The organism is Rhodococcus sp. NPDC059969, assembly GCF_042738325.1.
In the GTDB taxonomy this organism is placed as follows: Bacteria; Actinomycetota; Actinomycetes; order Mycobacteriales; family Mycobacteriaceae; genus Rhodococcus_F.
In genome coordinates, this window is sequence record NZ_JBHWUF010000003.1 from 269382 (window position 1) to 287096 (window position 17715).

Sequence of the window (17715 nt, forward strand, 5' to 3'; positions counted from 1 at the left end):
TCAGCCGCGCACGTCCTGAACCTCGATCAGAGCGTCCAGTTCCGCGTCGACGTCCGGGGCGGCGTGACGGCCCGTTCCGACTGCCAGGTTGATCACGGGTCCGACAGCGTCCAGCCCTGCTTCGGTGAACATCTCGGCGTGTGACGTGGGCACCGGACGGTCGATGATCACCCCGGACACGAACGGGCGCCACGCCGACGCAGTCCGCAGTGGGTCGAAGGTGTCGGTCTGTGCCGAGAAGAAGAGCAGATCGCCCACGAACTTGCCCGGACGGTAGCGGTGAGCCAGCTCGGCGCCGGCCGAGTACTCCTCGAACAGTCGCTCGATCCGCTCGCTCGAGACCAAGGGATGATCGCCGATGGCTCCGCGCAAGAGTTCTTCGGCGTCCTCGGGTGTCAGATCGCGCTCGTCGGTGCCCGGCACCGAGATCCCCAACCCGCCGATCAGTTCGGCGAGAGAAGGCTGCGCACCTGCCATAGTCGGGTCTTCGAGAACGAAGCTGTCGAGCAGAATCAGGTCGGCGACGCTCTCACCGGCTGCTTGCAACTGCACCGCCGCCGCATGGGCGATCAATCCGCCGATCGACCACCCCAGCAGGTGATACGGACCGTGCGGCTGGACGCCGCGAATTTCCTCGACGTACCGCGCCGCGAAGTCCTCGATCAGCTCCGCCCGGAATTCGGGGTCCGTCAGGACCGGTGACTGCAGGCCGTACAGCGGCCTGCTCGAATCGACGTAGCGATCGAGCGCCCCGTAGCACCAGGCCAATCCGATGGCCGGATGGATACAGAACAGTGGCTCGGCGCGGCCTTCCGGCCGCAGTGGCAGAACTACTGCAAGTGCGGAGGTATCCGCGTCACTTGTCACAACTTTTTCCTCGAGTTCGAAGAGTCTGCGCGCCAATGCCTCCGGAGTCGGGTCGGAGAATATCCACGCGACGGGAGCGGTCAGGCCGGTGCGTTCCTTGATGGCAGCGACCAAACGCGTTGCCATGAGTGAGTTTCCGCCGAGTTCGAAGAAACTCGAATCGGCGAAGGTGTCGGCGTCGGCAAGCTCAAGTACCTCCGCGAAAGCAGCGCAGATCGCGATCTCGTCGCTGCCTTCCGGGCCGCGTCCACTGGGCGACTCCCAGAGGGGAGCAGGTAGAGCGGTGCGGTCCAGCTTGCCGGCCGGTGTGGTCGGGACTGCGTCGATCGTGACAACAGCGGACGGGATCATGTGCGCAGGCAGGGATATGGCTGCGTGGCGGCGTAACGCGGAGGCGTCGACGTCCCCGTTGGCCGGGACGACGTACGCGACGATCCGAGCGTCGCCACCTTCACCGACGACCACGCTCACGGCCGAATGCACAGACGCCTCCGACGCCAGCACCGCGTCGATTTCGCCGAGTTCGATCCGGAACCCTCGCACCTTGACCTGGTGGTCCGCGCGTCCGAGGTAGACAAGCGACCCCGCACGATCTTCACACACGAGATCCCCGGTTCGGTACATCCGAGCGCCTTCGGGTCCGTGCGGGTCGGCGACGAACCGCGTCGCCGTCAGCGCGGGGTTGCCGAGGTACCCGCGGGCGAGACCGTCGCCGCTGACGTAGAGCTCACCGACGACCCGGCCGGGGACCGAGCGCAGGCGGGAATCGAGAACCATCGCGTCCACGCCGCGGATCGGACCGCCGATCGTGACGGGCTCCCCCGCTGCCAGCGAATCGCTGACGGTGACCGCGACGGTTGCCTCGGTGGGGCCGTACGCGTTGAACATTCGACGCCCAGGGGCCCACCGAGATACGAGGTCGGTAGAGCACGCATCGCCGCCGACGACTACGGCTTCGAGATGGTCGAGTCCAGCGGGATCGACAGTTGCCAGCGCGGCCGGAGTCACAAACGCATGGGTGATTGCCTGCTCGTCGAGCAATTCGTGCAATTCGACGCCGCCGATAATTGTCGGCGGCGCTATCACCATCGTTGCGCCGGCGCCGAACGCCAGCAGTAGCTCGAGAACCGAAGCGTCGAAGCTCGTCGAGGCGAAGCTCAGAGCGCGGGAGTGTGTGGTGACCCCGAAGCGTTCACGCTGTTCGTCGGCAAACGCTGCCAGTCCGGCGTGAGTGACCAACACGCCCTTGGGTTTTCCAGTCGAGCCCGAGGTGTAGATCAGGTAGGCCGGATTGTCGAGCTCGAGTGGCGCGTCGGGCAGAGTCTCGGAATGGACGGCCTCGATTTCGGCGGTGAATTCGGCCGCGTCGAGTTCGATCCACGACGTGACATCCGGGAGTTCGGCCAGATACCGGCCTCTGGTGATACCGAGGACTGCCCCACTGTCGGTGAGCATGTGCTCGATCCGCTCGGCGGGATACGCGGGATCGACGGGAAGGAACACACCGCCTGCTTTCGCCACGGCCCAGAGCGCGATCACGTAGTCGGCTGACCTTGGAAGCGCCAGTGCCACAACCATTTCCGGAGTGATTCCGCGAGCGATCAGTGCAAACGCCATCGCGTCGGAGCGTCGGTCGAGTTCGCCGTACGTGAGGGTGGTGGATGCAGCGACGTCGACAAGTGCCAGGGAATGCGGATCGGCGGCGCCGCGAAGCAGCAGTTCCGGCAAGGTCAGAGCATCGCCGGCCGGACGTCCGTGCAGCGCGCGCCGACCATGTCCCACGAGGTCCACGTCACCGACGACGACGGAGGGCTGGGCGGTCAGTGTCTCGACGATCGTTTCCAGCATCACCGCAAACGAGTTCGCCGTGTCGGCGTCGAAGAGGTCCTGTGCATAGGTGAGGGAGGCCGCGTAGTCGCCGCCCTCCTCCGCGGTCTGTTCGACAACGGTGAACTGCAGGTCGTACTTGGCGATGTCCGGTGTGATCTCGTGGGCGCGAACGGTAAGTCCCGGGAGATCCCACGCCGTCGGATGAGCGCCGTGGAACGAGATCATCGCCTGGAACACCGGATGACGGTCGGTGGCCCGGGTCGGCGCCACGACGTCCACGACCTGCTCGAACGGAATGTCCGCGTGGGCGAACGCGTCGAGATCGACGGACCGGACTGTACGCAGGACGTCGACGAAAGTGGATCCGGGGTCAATCGTCGTACGCAGCCCTACCGTGCCCACGAACATCCCGACGAGGTCGTCGAGAACTCGGTGTCCGCGCCCGGCGACCGGGGATCCGATCACGATGTCGGTGCTCCGGCTGAGCCTGGCCAGCAGCACCGCGTATGCAGCGTGCAACACCATGAACGGCGTCGCCCCATTCGCGCCGGCAACCGCCTCGACCGCGATCCGGGTGTGCGCCGGGAGCGAGACCGCGGCGTGGGCACCGCTCAACGACTGGGTGAGCGGGCGAGCCCGATCGCTGGGAAGGTCGATCAGCTCGGGGGCTCCCCGCAACGTCTCCTGCCAGTACGACGCCTGTGCCCCGAGCACGCTCTCGGATTCGTTCACCGCGCCCAGCGCTTCCCGCTGCCAGATCGCGAAGTCCGCGTAGTGCACCTCGAGGGGCGTGAACTCGGGGGCGTGCCCCGAACTTCTCGCGACGTAGGCGGTGAGCACGTCCTTCATCAACGGGGCGATCGACCACCCGTCCGCCGCGATGTGGTGGATCACGATGACCAGAGTGTGGCGCTGCGGTGTCGACTCGAGCAGAAGTGCCCGAACGGGGGCTTGGGTTGTGACGTCGAATCCGCGCGACGCAAACTCTCGGGCGAGCTCTGCCGGTTCGCGGGTGTCGGCGTTTCCGAATTCCAGCGAGGTGAACGCGTCCTGGATCACCTGGTGTGGACCGGTGTCGGAGTCGGGGAACACCGTGCGCAGGATTTCGTGTCTTTCGATCACGTCGAGGACAGCAGCTTCGAGAGCCGGCACGTCGAGCGCACCGTCGAGCGAAATCGCGGCAGGGACGTTGTAGGCCGGCGAGCTGGGATCCATCTGATTGAGGAACCAGATGCGTGACTGCGAGTAGGAAAGCGGAATCCGGTCCGGGCGATCGGCAACGGCGATCGGAGGAAGTGCCTTTACCTCGGCGGAAGTGTCGAGTGCGGCGGCAAGTTCCCGAATTTCGGGGTGCTCGAACAGCGTTCGGACAGGGATCTGCCTACCCAGCGACTCCCCCAGGCGCTGAGCCAGCCTGGTGGCGAGTAGGGAGTTGCCACCGAGTTCGAAGAAGCTGTCCGACGCACTGATCTGTTCGATTCTCAGCAGTTCCGCCACGACGCCGGCGACCTGGAATTCGGTCTCGGTGATCAGCGGCTCGACACTTCGTTCGGACGAACGCAGTGTCGGCGCAGGCAGCGCGGCTCGGTCGAGTTTCCCGACGGGGGTGAGCGGAACGCGCTCGATCGGGGTGATCGCTGACGGCACCATGAAAGCGGGCAGTGAGCGGCGCGCGTGACTCAACAGCTCGTCCACCTCGACGGATTCCGTACCGAGCACCACGTACGACGCCAACATCGTCTCACCGGAGGCTGCGTTCACGCCCACGGTGACCGCGAACTCGACGCCGGGGTATGTGCTGAGCACGGAGTCGATCTCGCCCAGTTCGATGCGGAATCCGCGCACTTTCACCTGATGATCAGAGCGTCCGACGTATTCGAGCGTCTCGTGCGGCGTCCACCGAACCAGGTCTCCGGTCCGGTACATGCGGGTGCCGGCCGGACCGAACGGCGCCGCCACGAATCGCGTCGCCGTCAAGGCGGGTTGGTCGAGGTAGCCGCGGGCAAGTCCCAGGCCGGCGATGTAGAGCTCACCGGTGACCCCGACGGGAACCGGCCGAGCGGAACCGTCGAGAACCACCGCGGACACTCCGCGGACGGGTCCGCCGATGGTCACGGTCTCCCCCGCCGTCAGGGCATCGCTGATGCACACCATGACGGTGGTTTCCGTTGGCCCGTATCCGTTGAACAACCGGCGACCGGGTGCCCACTTGCGGACCAGTTCGGGTGAGCAGGCCTCACCGCCGACAACGATCGACTGCAAGACGTCCAGCCCGGTGGGATCGACCGAGGCCAGTGCAGCCGGCGTGATGAACGCGTGGGTCACCTGGTGATCGGTGACAAGTTTCGCGAGGTCCTCGCCGCCGTACACGTCGGGAGTTGCGATCACCATCGCCCCGCCCTCACCCACGGCGAGCAGCAGTTCGAGGATGGATGCGTCGAAACTCGGTGAGGAGAAGTGCAGTGTCCGCGACTGCGCCGAGATGCCGTAGCGCGCCGTCTGCTCGGCGGCCAATGCGCTCAGGCCACGGTGAGTGACGCTGACGCCCTTGGGCTTTCCCGTCGATCCGGACGTGTAGATGATGTAGGCGAGGTTGTCGATTCGGATCGGTGCGGCCGGAACCGGCTGCCCGACACCGTCGCCGTAGATGCCGCCCATCGTCATCCACGGAACCGGGCGGGGCAGCGACTCGATCACCGCTTCCGTCGTCACTCCGCGGGTGGCTCCCGAATCGGTGAGCATGTGCAGAACTCGATCGGCGGGGTATCGCGGATCGACCGGAACAAACGCGGCACCGGTCAAGGCAACGCCCCACAACGCGACGATCGAGTCGATCGAACGCGGAATAGCTATTGCCACAATATCTTCGGCGCCGATCCCCTCGGTGGTCAAGCGCCGGGCAAGGGAAGACGCACGGGCGAACAGGTCGCGGTAGAGCACGGTGGTGTCACCGGATCGAAGGGCCACCGAGTCGCCTGAGCGGGTAGCAGTCCGCGTCAAGATCTCGGCCAAGGTACGCGAGGCCGTCCACGCCGGACCGCGAACCGGCATCAGCGACGCCCGCTCGAGGGTGCTGAGGAATTCGATGTCGTCGATCGCCGTGTCCGGTTCGGCGGCGACGGCGCGGGCCACAGACTGCACACGGGCGGCGATCGACTCTGCGGTGACGGTGTCGAAGAGCGCCTCGGCAAATCTGAGCGATCCGGTGATCTCCGTGTTCTCGGAATCGCCGGCCAGCAGGGTGAACTCGAGGTCGAACTTCGCGACGGACGGTTCGAGTGGCTGCGCCTCTAGATGCGCGTCGTGGACCGTGACCTGCGGCGAGAGCAGATTCTGGTGGTACGACAGCATGACCTGGAACAGGGGGTGCCGTGTGGTGGACCGGTCGAGATCGAGGGCGTCGACCAGCACCTCGAAGGGCAGCTCGGCGTGCGCGAAAGCAGCAAGGTCGAGATCGCGGACCACCTCGAGCAAAGAGGTGAACGACGCTCGATGATCGACCGGTGTGCGAAGCGGTACCGAATTGACGAACATCCCGATCAGGGAATCCAGTTCGGGTCGCCCGCGGCCCGCTACCGGAGTCCCGATCACCACGTCGTCGGTTGCACCGAGACGGGCGAGAACAACCGCCAGGATCGCGTGTACGACCATGAATTGCGTCGTACCACTCCGCCGCGCCAGGGCGCCGAGTCGCTCCCCCGTCGCCGCGTCGATGACGATCGGGACCGATCCGACAGCGTTGGTGGTGACAGATCCGCGTGCGCGATCCACGGGTAGCAGTACCTCGTCCGGGGCACCCGCCATGGCAGCTGTCCAAAACGTCAGCTCGCGGGCAACCAGAGACTCCGGATCGTTGATCTGTCCGAGCGAGTCTTGCTGCCACAGCGCGTAATCGGCGTACTGCACGTCGAGCGGCGCAAGAACTGGTGCATCTCCGACAACGCGCGCGGTGTACGCAGCGATGAAATCTGTGGCAAAGGGAGTCAGGGACCAGCCGTCGAAGGCGATGTGGTGGATGACGACGACCAGTACGTGGGCGGCGGCGTCCTCGCGCACGAGCAGTGCCCGAATCGGTAGATCCGAACCGAGATCGAACCCCCGCGCCGCAAACTCCGTCGTCGCCGCAAACTCCGTCGTCGCCGCGTCGACTCCTTCGGAACCGACATACTGCTCGATGGAGAACTGCACGTCGGAAAGCGCTCGGATGACCTGGCTCGGGCCGTCCGCGCTGTCGACGTAGATCGTTCGAAGTACCTCGTGGCGTGCGATGACGTCCGCAAGTGCGTCTTCGAGTGCATCGCCGAGGATGTGTCCGGTGATCCGGATCGCGAACGGGATGTTGTAGACCGAGGACTGCGGATCGAAGCGATTGACGAACCACAGTCGCTGTTGTGCAGCGGAGAGTGGCAGGCGGTCCGGGCGAGCACCGGCGCTCAGGGCAGGTCGATCGTCTGATTCTTCGGCGTTCGCCGCCAGACGTGCAGCGAGAGCTTCGACGGTCGGTGCTTCGAAGATCGAGCGCACGTCCACGGCGAATCCCGTCGCTGCGCTCAACCGTGCGGACACCTGCGTCGCGACGAGGGAGTTGCCTCCGAGATCGAAGAAGCTGTCGGCGGCCCGGACCTCGGATACGTCGAGCAGCGAGGCGAAGACGTCGGCGACGGTTCGTTCGAGCCCGGGTTCCGGATCACGACCCGTTCCGAGGATTTCGCGCGGAATCGGCGTCGGTAGTGCTCTGCGATCGAGTTTGCCGACCGGGGTCAGCGGAATCGCGTCGATCGGGGTGATCGACGACGGAATCATGTAGCGCGGCAGCGTCTCGGCGAGGGTGGCAAAGAGCGACTCGGTATCAGCGTGTCCGTTCAGCAGCACGTACGACGCCAGGGTGGTGCCGGCAGCAGATTCGACGGGAATTGTCGTCGCGAAGTGCACGAGAGGGGAATCCATCAGGGCAGCGTCGATCTCGCCGAGTTCGATGCGGAACCCGCGGATCTTGAGCTGATGATCGCTACGGCCGACATAACGAAGGGTGAGGCCCTTGGTCCAGCGGACAAGATCACCGGTTCGGTACATCCGGGCACCGGGCGTCGAGTACGGATGCGCGACAAAACGATCCGACGTCAGTGCAGGCCGGAGGTGGTAGCCACGCGCGAGGCCCGGCCCACCGATGTACAGCTCGCCGACGCCGCCGATGGGGACCGGTTGCAGCCGGGCGTCGAGCACCACGGCGTCGATCCCGCGGATGGGACCGCCGATGGTGATCGGCTCGCCCGGTGAGAGTGGATCACTGATGGCGACCATGACGGTGGTTTCGGTCGGACCGTATCCGTTGTGCAGTCTGCGCCCGTTACCCCAGCTCGAGACCAGTTCCGGAGTGCACACATCGCCGCCGACGACGACGCATTCCAGTGCCGTCACGCCCGCCGGATCGACGGTCGCCAGAGCAGCCGGGGTGATGAAGGCATGAGTGATTTCGCGGCTTCGGAGGAACTCGCTCAACGCCTCCCCTCCGTAGATGTCGGCGGGTGCGATCACCATCGTCGCGCCGGTCGAACCGGCGAGCAGAAGTTCGAGCACGGCGCCGTCGAAGCTCGGCGACGCAAAATGCAGAGTCCGCGAATCAGCGGTGATCCGGTACCGATCCTGTTGTTCGCGAGCAAGATTGACCAAACCCGCGTGGGTGACGACGGTGCCCTTCGGCACTCCGGTCGAGCCGGACGTGTAGATGACGTACGCAGCCGAGGCCGCAGATATCGATCCCGTTCTGTCCGCTTCGTCGATCGCAGCATCGGAGTAGGCGGCACATTCTGCAACGGTGTCCGCGTCGCCGAGGTCGATCCAGACCGCGACGTTCCCCCCGACCGCCGGACCAGCCGCAACCTCGGCGGACCGAATTCCGATGCGCACCCCCGAATCTTTGAGCATGTGCGCAACGCGATCTGCGGGATAGCGAGGATCGACCGGGACGAAAACGCCGCCGGCTTTGGTGACCGCCCAGACTGCGAGCACCGAGTCGACCGATCGGGCGACGGCCAGCGCGACCGGCGTTTCGGGGCCGACGCCCAGGTCCATGAGGTATCGAGCAATCCGATTCGATCGGCGCTCCAACTCTGCGTACGTGAGTGACCGCTCGGAGTCTTCGAGGGCGATCGCGTCGGGATGGGCCAGCGCGCTCTCGCCCAGGATCTGCGCCAAGGTCGATTCGCCGAGCGAGAGGTCACCGCGCCGCGGCAATATCACGGCGCTCTCCCGGGCGCCGAGTACACGAAGGTCACCAACCGGTGCAGACGGTTCCGACACTGCCGATTCCACGAGTGTCACAAAGTTACGCGCCAACGCTTCGACGGTCGTTTTGTCGAACAGATCGGTGGAATAGGTGAACGTGGCATCGATTCCCGCTGCGGACCCGCCCTCGCGACGCTCCGTGACGGTGAGTTCGAGATCGAACTTGGTCAGCCCCGTCTCCACCGCCCGCGCCGTCATCGACACTCCTGCGAGTTCAGCTGTGTGAGTGGTGGTTATCCGCGAGGTGATGGCCGCCTGAAAGACCGGGTGATGCGAGGACGAGCGGTCCAGTTCGAGCGCGTCCACGACGACGTCGAACGGCACGTCCGCATTGTCGAAGGCATCCACATCGACGGCTCTGACCTGCGCGAGGTACTCCCCGAAGGGTGCATCACGATCGACGACGGTCCGCAAGGCAAGGGTGTTCACGAACATGCCGACCAGCAGATCGAGAGACCTGTCCCCTCGCCCAGCCACCGGTGTTCCGACGACGATGTCGTCAGTGCCGCTGTAGCGGGCCAGAAGGAGCGCGAAGCACGCGTGCAGCGCGATGAATGTAGTGGCGTCGTGATCCGCAGCGAGCGCAACGAGCTTCTGGTGGGTGGAAGCGCCGATCCTGATGTCGACGCCGGCTCCGCGCATGGACGGATCGAGTGGGCGCAGACGGTCTGTCGGCAGGTGGAGTTGCTCGGGCGCTCCCGCCAGGCGCTGCTTCCAGAAGGCAATTTGGGAGTGGGCAAGAGACTGGGCGGATGTAGCGTCACCGAGGTGTTCCCGGTGCCAGAGCGCATAGTCGGCATATTGAACGGGAAGGGGCGCCCACTGTGGTCCGTTGCCGCCGACACGGGCCGCGTAGGCGCCGGTGAGGTCGGCGGCCAGCGGCGCGAGTGACCAACCGTCGGCCACCATGTGATGCAGAACTACGACGAGGACGGCTTCCTCGTCTCTGCCCTCCTTGTCGTCGGCGACAGTGATCAGCAAGTAGCGCACCGGGCGTTCGCGAACGAGATCGAAACCGGCCGAAGAGAATTCGAAGATCACCCTCTCGAGGCTTTCGCGTTCCACCTCGATCGACTCGAGCCCCGCGATACCCTCACCGAGGCCCAGAACCTTTTGCGTTGCGTTGTCCCCGACCTGAGGAAACACGGTGCGCAGTGACTCGTGGCGGGTCACCACGTCCATGATCGCGGCGCCCAGTGCGTCGGCGTCGACGTCGCCGCGCAGCGACACCGCCAGCGGAATGTTGTAGGCACCTGATTCCGGTGCGACACGGTTGAGGAACCACAGTCGCTGCTGCGCGGGAGCGAGCGGTAGCACCGCCGGCCTGGCCACTACCTGAATACCGTCGGCGTCCGGCGTCTGTGCGGCACGCTCGATGGTCGCCGCGATCCCGGACACCGTGGGGTGATCGAAGAGAGCACGCAGCGGCATCCGAACCCCGGTAGATTCGGTCAAGCGCGCTACCGCCGTCGTCGCTACCAGCGAGTTTCCGCCCAGATGGAAGAAATTGTCGTCGAGTCCGAGCGGTCCGCTACCCAGGATGTCAGCCAGAACCGCGGCAACCTTGCCCTCGATCGGTGTCGTCGGAGGCCGGAAGGCCTTGGTGGAGGCCAGGATCGGCGACGGCAGCGCACGCCGATCGAGTTTTCCGTTGGTGGTCAACGGAATTGAATCGATGACCATGAAGGCGTCGGGAACCATGTAGGTCGGGAGGACTTCGGCCGCGTGGGCGCGGAGGACGTCGACGTCCACGGCGCCGGAAGCCGTCACGTACGTCACGAGAGCGCCACCGGCCGGCGTCGGAGCCACGACGGTCACGGCGTCGTCGATTCCCGGCGCGCCGAGGATGACGGAGTCGATCTCGCCGAGTTCGATCCGGAATCCGCGGATCTTGACCTGTGCGTCGCCGCGCCCGAGGTACTCGAGTTGTCCGGGCGCAATCCAGCGTGCACGGTCGCCGGAGCGGTACAGCCGTCGTCCGCCGGCATTGAAGGGATCCGCGACGAACCGGCCCGCGGTGAGATCGGGTCGGCCCAGATAACCACGGGCGAGTTGACCGCCCGCGACGTAGATCTCCCCCGCAATTCCCACCGGGACCGGCGAGAGATGCTCGTCGAGCAGGTAAACACGAAGTCCGTCGATCGCGTCACCGATCCGGCTGCCGGTAACCGAACTCGCGCTCGGTCGGTCGAGTTCGAGATGGGTGACGTGCACCGTCGTCTCGGTGATGCCGTACATGTTGACGAGCGCGGGCCCGGATTTCGCGTGATTGTCGTAGCCCGGGTGATTGTCGTACCAACGCCCGAGTCGACGCAGGTCCAAGGCTTCGCCACCGAAGATCACGTACCGGAGCCGAGTCTGCGAATCGGCCCGAAGGTCGGCTTCGATGTACTGGTAGAAGGCCGAAGGCGTCTGATTGAGCACCGTGACGCCTTCCGCAGCAACCAGCGCTCGGAAGGCATCGGGGTCGCGTGAGACTTCGTGATCGACCAGCACCAGAGTTCCACCGTGGAGCAGCGCGCCCCACAGTTCCCACACCGAGAAGTCGAAGGCGAACGAGTGGAACATCGTCCACACATCGTTGCCGTCGAACCCGAATTCGACGTGCGTGTTCTCTAACAATCGCACCACGGTGGCATGGGTGACGGAGACGCCTTTGGGTCGACCCGTAGAACCCGAGGTGTAGATGACGTACGCCAGATTGTCGGCTCCGTGCCCGCGCGGGCGCTCGTCCGCTTCCAGACTCGCACCGGAGTACTCGTCGGAGCCAACTCCGACGACCGTCACATCAGAGTTCGGGAAGGTGGAGTTCGGGAAGGTGGAGTTCGGGAAGGTGGAATCGGAAATGATGCACACCGGTTGCGCATCCTCGACCACATATGCCAATCGCTCGGCCGGGTGCGCGCGATCGAGCGGGAGATATCCGCCGCCGGCCTTCAACACCGCGACAGCCGCGACAATCATGTCGACGGATTTCGGCAGCATTATTCCGACCAGCGACTCGGAGTGCACGCCGTGATCGACGAGCTTGCGCGCCAACCGATTCGATCGTCGATCGAGTTCGAGGTACGACACTCGCTCGTCGCCCACGACGGCGATCGCGTCAGGGGTCGCGCGAACACGGTCGGCGAAGATGTCGGAGAGCGTTCGGACCGGCGTGGTCGGCAGAACGGGCGGTACAAGCGCCTGGCGCGCGTCCGCGCGGAGCAAGTCCACAGCGCCGAGCACCGACTGCGGTGCACTGACCATTGCGGTCAAGATTCGTAGATAGCGGTCGGCGAGGTCTTCGGCTTGCTCTTTCGTGCCGAGCCAATCCAGAACCCCGGAAATCGGCTGATCGAAGTCGGCATGCTCACCCGTCGGAATCGCGAGGGAGACAAACAATTCCGGAGCTGTCGCGAGGTCGGACCCGATCGGCGCACCGACCATGAGTCCCGGAAATCTCGGGTGTGCATCGAGCGGTTCCTCGAAGCAGACCATCGCCCGGAACAACGGGCCCGTCTCCACCCATCGACCGTCGCCGAGGGCGGCGGTCACCGAAGACAGAAGAATGTCTGCGTGTTCGAAGGCGTCGATCGCGACAGTGTCCACCGCGCCGACCAGATCGGTGAGCGTCATGGTGTTCGACACCGTCGAGCGAAGCACCAGCTGATTGGCGAACATCGAGACGAAGTCGTCCGGATTCGAGGCGCCGTATCCGCGAACCGAGACTCCGATCGACACCTCGTCGGCCGAACCGACGCGGCGCAGCAGTCCGGTCATCGCAGACTGGAACAGCACGAACAGACTCGTGTTCATCGTCGTCGCCATCGTCTCGAGGCGGCGGCAGAGGTCTGCCTCGATCTGGAGGGGCGTGGACGTTCGACCGGTTCCGGCGACGACCGGCAACCCCAGTTCCTCGGCCGGGTTCGACAATGTCGACGACCAGTATTCGACGTTGCGGGCGTGCTGTACTTCTGCGATCCACTTCCCCGCGGCGTCCGGGTCGATGTCCATCAATCGAGTTCCCGATTCTGCGGCACAGAACAATTCGAGGAAGTCGAGGAACCGTCGATGGTGACGCGAAATGTCTTCGTCGGTGTAGAGGTCTGGATTCGCGGCGAAGTCGATCTGGATCTCTTCGGCTGCGGAAGTCTGATAGACGTTGACCGAGAGGTCTTCGATCGGCCCGGTCGAGATCACGTTGAGTTCGCCGTGCGCGTCGCCGAGGGTGATTCCGGAGTGGAACAGCATGAGGTTGATCAGCGGCCCGTGGAAGCCGCGGCCATCGGCGATACTGTGATCACCGGCGTTGAGGACGCGGCGCAGGTCCTCATGGCGGTACTTCTGATGACGCAGTGCGCCGGTGAGTTCGAGCTTCACCTCACGAAGCAAGTCCCCCACGGCGAAGTAGGGGTCGACGCTCGCGCGTATCGGGACGACGTTCGACATCATTCCGCCGGACCTGCGAGCAGCCTTTGTCGTCCGCCCCGAAACCGGGAGGCTGAGTACGACATCGCGAGTTCCGATCGCCCGGGCGAGGTAGGCGGCCAGAGCGCCGATCACCACCGAGGACGTCGTCACGTTGTGCGCTTCGGCAAGGCGTTCGAGGGAGCTTCGCAGTTCTTCCGGCACCGTCGCCGACCGCAGCCGTGACCAGGCCTGCGACGGAGCGGTCGAGGACGCGAGCGAGGTTCCGCTCGGCTTGTCGGCCATCTTCGTAGTCCAGTAGTCGCGATCGCGCTCCCACCGCGTGGAGCCCAGATAGTCGGACTCAGCCTTCACCAAAGCCTCGAGAGGCGCAGTTACCACCGGGGGAACTGGCAGACCCCGTACGGCGGCGGTGTAGATCTCGGCCGTGCGGTTCATCATCGACATCGCACCGAAACCGTCGAGGGCTACGTGATGGATGCGGCTGTACCAGTAGGAATGGTCGTCGCGAAGAATCAGGACCGCGAGCTTGACCAGGCGATCGGTGAACGGATCGATGGCGGCGGTGTGCTCGCGCCGCATCCATTCGCGCGCCGCCGATTCCGGATCCGATTCGGTGCGCAGGTCGACCACGTCGAGGGAATCGTCCATGTCGACATCGAGCCACTGACGCGCAACCCCGTCGACCTCGACCAGGCGCAGGTACCCGGAACCGATCTCGCGGCCGGTCTGCTTACTGGCAGCGGTCAGCAGGTCGATGTCGAGCGGGCCGTCCACATCGACGTACTGAGCGATGCTGACCGGTATCTCGGGTCGAAGCTGTTGTGCGACAAGCAGGGAAAGTTGCGCGGCAGAAAGAGGGAAGGTGAGTTCGTCGTCCGGACGAGCTGCGGAAACGATTCCTCGGTCGGGACTGCCATCCACACGAATCTCCCTCTTACAACTTGATCATGATGCAAACAGGTATATGCGCCCGCTGGACGCCTCGAACTGATCGGGGTACTTCGAAATGAGACGAATACATTGGAAGGTTCCGGTGGAAACCGGCAAATCGCCCGCCGGAGATCACATCGTGACAATCAGCTGCGATGTTACCGATGAGTCAGCTTCCAGCAAATATTCATCAAACAACCATTTGGGACTATTGTCCTGAATATCATGGCTAAAACGGCCCTATATAACAAACCGAAGCGCCGGTACCCGACGAACGGGCACCGACGCTCCGGTGAAATCTATTCAGTTGATCGTGCTGAGATTCCTCGTCAGACGGTGAAGCCGAGTGCGCGCAGCTGCTCGCGTCCGTCCTCGGTGATCTTGTCCGGTCCCCACGGCGGCAACCACACCCAGTTGATCTTCATGTCGGTACACAGATCGCTACGCACTAGTGCACCGCGTGCCTGGTCCTCGATCACGTCTGTCAACGGGCACGCCGCCGACGTCAGAGTCATGTCGATCGTGACGACGCCGTCGTCTTCGAAGAGTCCGTAGACCAATCCGAGATCGACGACGTTGATCCCCAGTTCGGGGTCGACGACGTCGCGCATCGCTTCTTCGAGTTCGTCGAGTCGCTCAGGCGACGGGACAGTGCCACTGCCCTGTGCGCCACCGAATTCCGCAGTGGAATCGGGATTCGGATTCACCGGAGCGCCGACCTCGGCGTCCTGCACTGGTTGTGTCTCGGTCATGATCCCTGTCCTTCAGTCGTGTCGACCAATTCACTGCTGTCCGCCGTCGTCACAGCACTGCCGTCGACAATCTGGACTACAGCATCCTTGAATGCCATCCATCCGAGCAAGGCGCACTTGACGCGTGCCGGGTACTTCGAGACGCCGACGAAGGCGATGCCGTCGCCGAGAACGTCCTCGTCCCCCTCGACGGTGCCCCGACTGCTCACCATTTCGCTGAACGCCGTCACGGTCTTCAGTGCGTCGGCGACCTGCATCCCGATGACGAGGTCGTTAAGCACTGACGTCGACGCCTGGCTGATCGAACAACCCTGCCCGTCATACGAGACGTCGGAGACCGTTCCGTCCTCGGAGATCTGGACGCGCATCGTCACCTCGTCGCCACACGTCGGGTTGACGTGGTGCACCTCGGCGCCGAACGGCTCACGCAGCCCGCGGCCGTGCGGATGTTTGTAGTGATCGAGGATCACTTCCTGATACATCTGCTCCATGCGCATGATTCAGTTCAACTCCCCTGCGACACCGAAAAATTCCTGCGCACGCTTGATCGCGGCAACGAGAACATCGATTTCCGCGGTGGTGTTGTAGAGCGCAAACGACGCACGGGCCGTCGCAGCGACACCGAACTTACGATGCAGCGGCCACGCACAATGGTGTCCGACGCGAATCGCGACGCCCTCGTCGTCGAGGATCTGTCCGAGGTCGTGGGCGTGAATACCGTCCACGACAAAGGAAATCGCTCCGCCGCGGTTCTCGGACGTCTGCGGTCCGATGATGCGCAGACCTTCGATCGCCGACAACTTTTCGAGAGCAGCCTCCACCAACACGTGCTCGTGCGCGGCGACTGCGTCCATCCCGAAGGTGTTCAGGTAATCCACGGCAGCGCCCAGCCCGACAACCTGTGAGGTCATCGGTACGCCTGCCTCGAAACGCTGAGGCGGCGGCGCGTAAGTGCTGACCTCCATGGTGACCGTCTCGATCATCGATCCGCCGGTGATGAACGGAGGCATCGCTGCCAGCAGTTCACGACGGCCGTAGAGAACTCCGACCCCGGAAGGGCCGAGCATCTTGTGACCGGAGAACGCCGCGTAGTCCACTCCCAGTTCGTGGAAGTCGACCGCCATGTGAGGCACCGACTGGCACGCGTCGAGCACGACGAGCGCACCGACGGCGCGTGCTCGTCGCACCAATTCCTCGACCGGTGCGATCGCGCCGGTCACGTTGGACTGGTGGGTGAACGAAACAACCTTCACCGCGTCCGTCAACTCCAGCGAATCGAGATCGATCCGCCCGTCGTCGGTGACGCCGTACCACTTGAGCGTGGCACCGGTTCGGCGCGCAAGTTCCTGCCAGGGAACGAGGTTGGCGTGGTGTTCGAGTTCGGTGATGACGATTTCGTCGCCAGGACCGACATGGCGGTCGAAGCGATCGTCACCGAGAACGTAGGTCACCAGATTGAGAGCCTCGGTGGCGTTCTTGGTGAACACCAACTCGTCCGAATCCGCACCCACGAAGGAAGCGATGGTGGCGCGAGCATTCTCGTACGCGTCCGTCGCCTCTTCTGCAAGCTGATGAGCACCCCGGTGTACTGCCGCGTTACACGTCGTCAGGAAGTCCCGTTCGGCATCGAGAACCTGGACCGGACGCTGCGAAGTAGCGCCGGAATCCAAGTACACCAGAGGTTTTCCGTCGCGCACGGTCCGCGCCAGGATCGGGAAGTCGGCCCGAACCGCTGTGACGTCGAGCTCGCGCACCGAGGTGGTCATCGTGATTACGCTCCCTGGGTAGCTGCGGTGTCCGCGGTGAAACGAACGTAGCCGTTGGTCTCGAGCTCGTCGGCCAGTTCCGGTCCGCCGGACTCGACGATGCGGCCACCGACGAACACGTGGACGAAGTCGGGGTTGATGTAGCGCAGGATGCGCGTGTAGTGCGTGATCAGCAGAACTCCGCCGTTCTCGCGCTCCTTGTAGCGGTTGACGCCTTCGGAGACCGTGCGCAGAGCATCGACGTCGAGGCCGGAGTCGGTCTCGTCGAGGATCGCGATCTTCGGCTTGAGCATGCCCAGCTGCAGGATCTCGTGGCGCTTCTTCTCACCACCGGAGAAGCCTTCGTTGACCGAGCGCTCGATGAACGAGGGGTCGATCTCGAGCTCGCTGAGGGCTTCCTTGACTTCCTTGACCCAGTGGCGGAGCTTGGGAGCCTCGCCGCGCACTGCCGTAGCGGCGGTGCGCAGGAAGTTGGACATGGAAACGCCGGGAACCTCGACGGGGTACTGCATCGCCAGGAAGAGTCCGGCGCGTGCGCGCTCGTCGACGCTCATCGCGAGGACGTCTTCACCGTTGAGGGTGATCGAACCGGAGGTGACCTGATACTTGGGGTGACCGGCGATGGCGTACGACAGAGTCGACTTGCCGGAGCCGTTGGGGCCCATGATCGCGTGGGTCTCGCCGGAGCGGACCGTCAGGTCGACGCCCTTGAGGATCTGGATGGGCTCGGCGTTGGCGTCGGAGTTGGCAACCTCGACGTGCAGGTCACGAACCTCGAGGACCGAGATGGCCGGTGTGGTGGTGTTGTCACTGGTAGACATGAAATTCCTTCAAGATGAGGCGGGGCGAGCGTAGCGACGGGGTGGTGTCGC

The 17715-nt window shown here is 64.4% G+C and carries 5 protein-coding genes; all 5 read right to left on the reverse strand.

Annotation, left to right across the window (positions count from 1 at the left end; translation table 11 throughout):
* The 5 genes from ACFWAD_RS12785 to sufC all read right to left on the reverse strand — a co-directional run bounded on the left by ACFWAD_RS12785 (position 1) and on the right by sufC (position 17664).
* Entirely contained in the window at positions 1-14316 is a 14316-nt protein-coding gene (locus ACFWAD_RS12785; protein WP_378544274.1) for an amino acid adenylation domain-containing protein, read from the reverse strand.
* 338 nt (positions 14317-14654) lie between these two features.
* Complete coding sequence (locus tag ACFWAD_RS12790) at positions 14655-15077, reverse strand: metal-sulfur cluster assembly factor (protein ID WP_003944963.1); 423 nt, start codon at positions 15075-15077, stop codon at positions 14655-14657.
* The gene (gene sufU, locus ACFWAD_RS12795) at positions 15074-15574 is read right to left on the reverse strand and encodes a Fe-S cluster assembly sulfur transfer protein SufU (protein WP_378544277.1); all 501 of its coding nucleotides are present in this window, start codon (positions 15572-15574) and stop codon (positions 15074-15076) included. Before sufU ends, ACFWAD_RS12790 begins: the two co-directional genes overlap by 4 nt.
* A 3-nt stretch (positions 15575-15577) precedes the next feature.
* A complete protein-coding gene (locus ACFWAD_RS12800; RefSeq protein ID WP_003944865.1) occupies positions 15578-16843 on the reverse strand; it encodes a cysteine desulfurase in 1266 nt (421 codons plus the stop codon).
* Positions 16844-16848: 5 nt separating this feature from the next.
* On the reverse strand, positions 16849-17664 hold the full coding sequence (gene sufC, locus ACFWAD_RS12805) for a Fe-S cluster assembly ATPase SufC (protein ID WP_230815582.1): 816 nt from the start codon (positions 17662-17664) through the stop codon (positions 16849-16851).
* Positions 17665-17715: the final 51 nt, after the last annotated feature.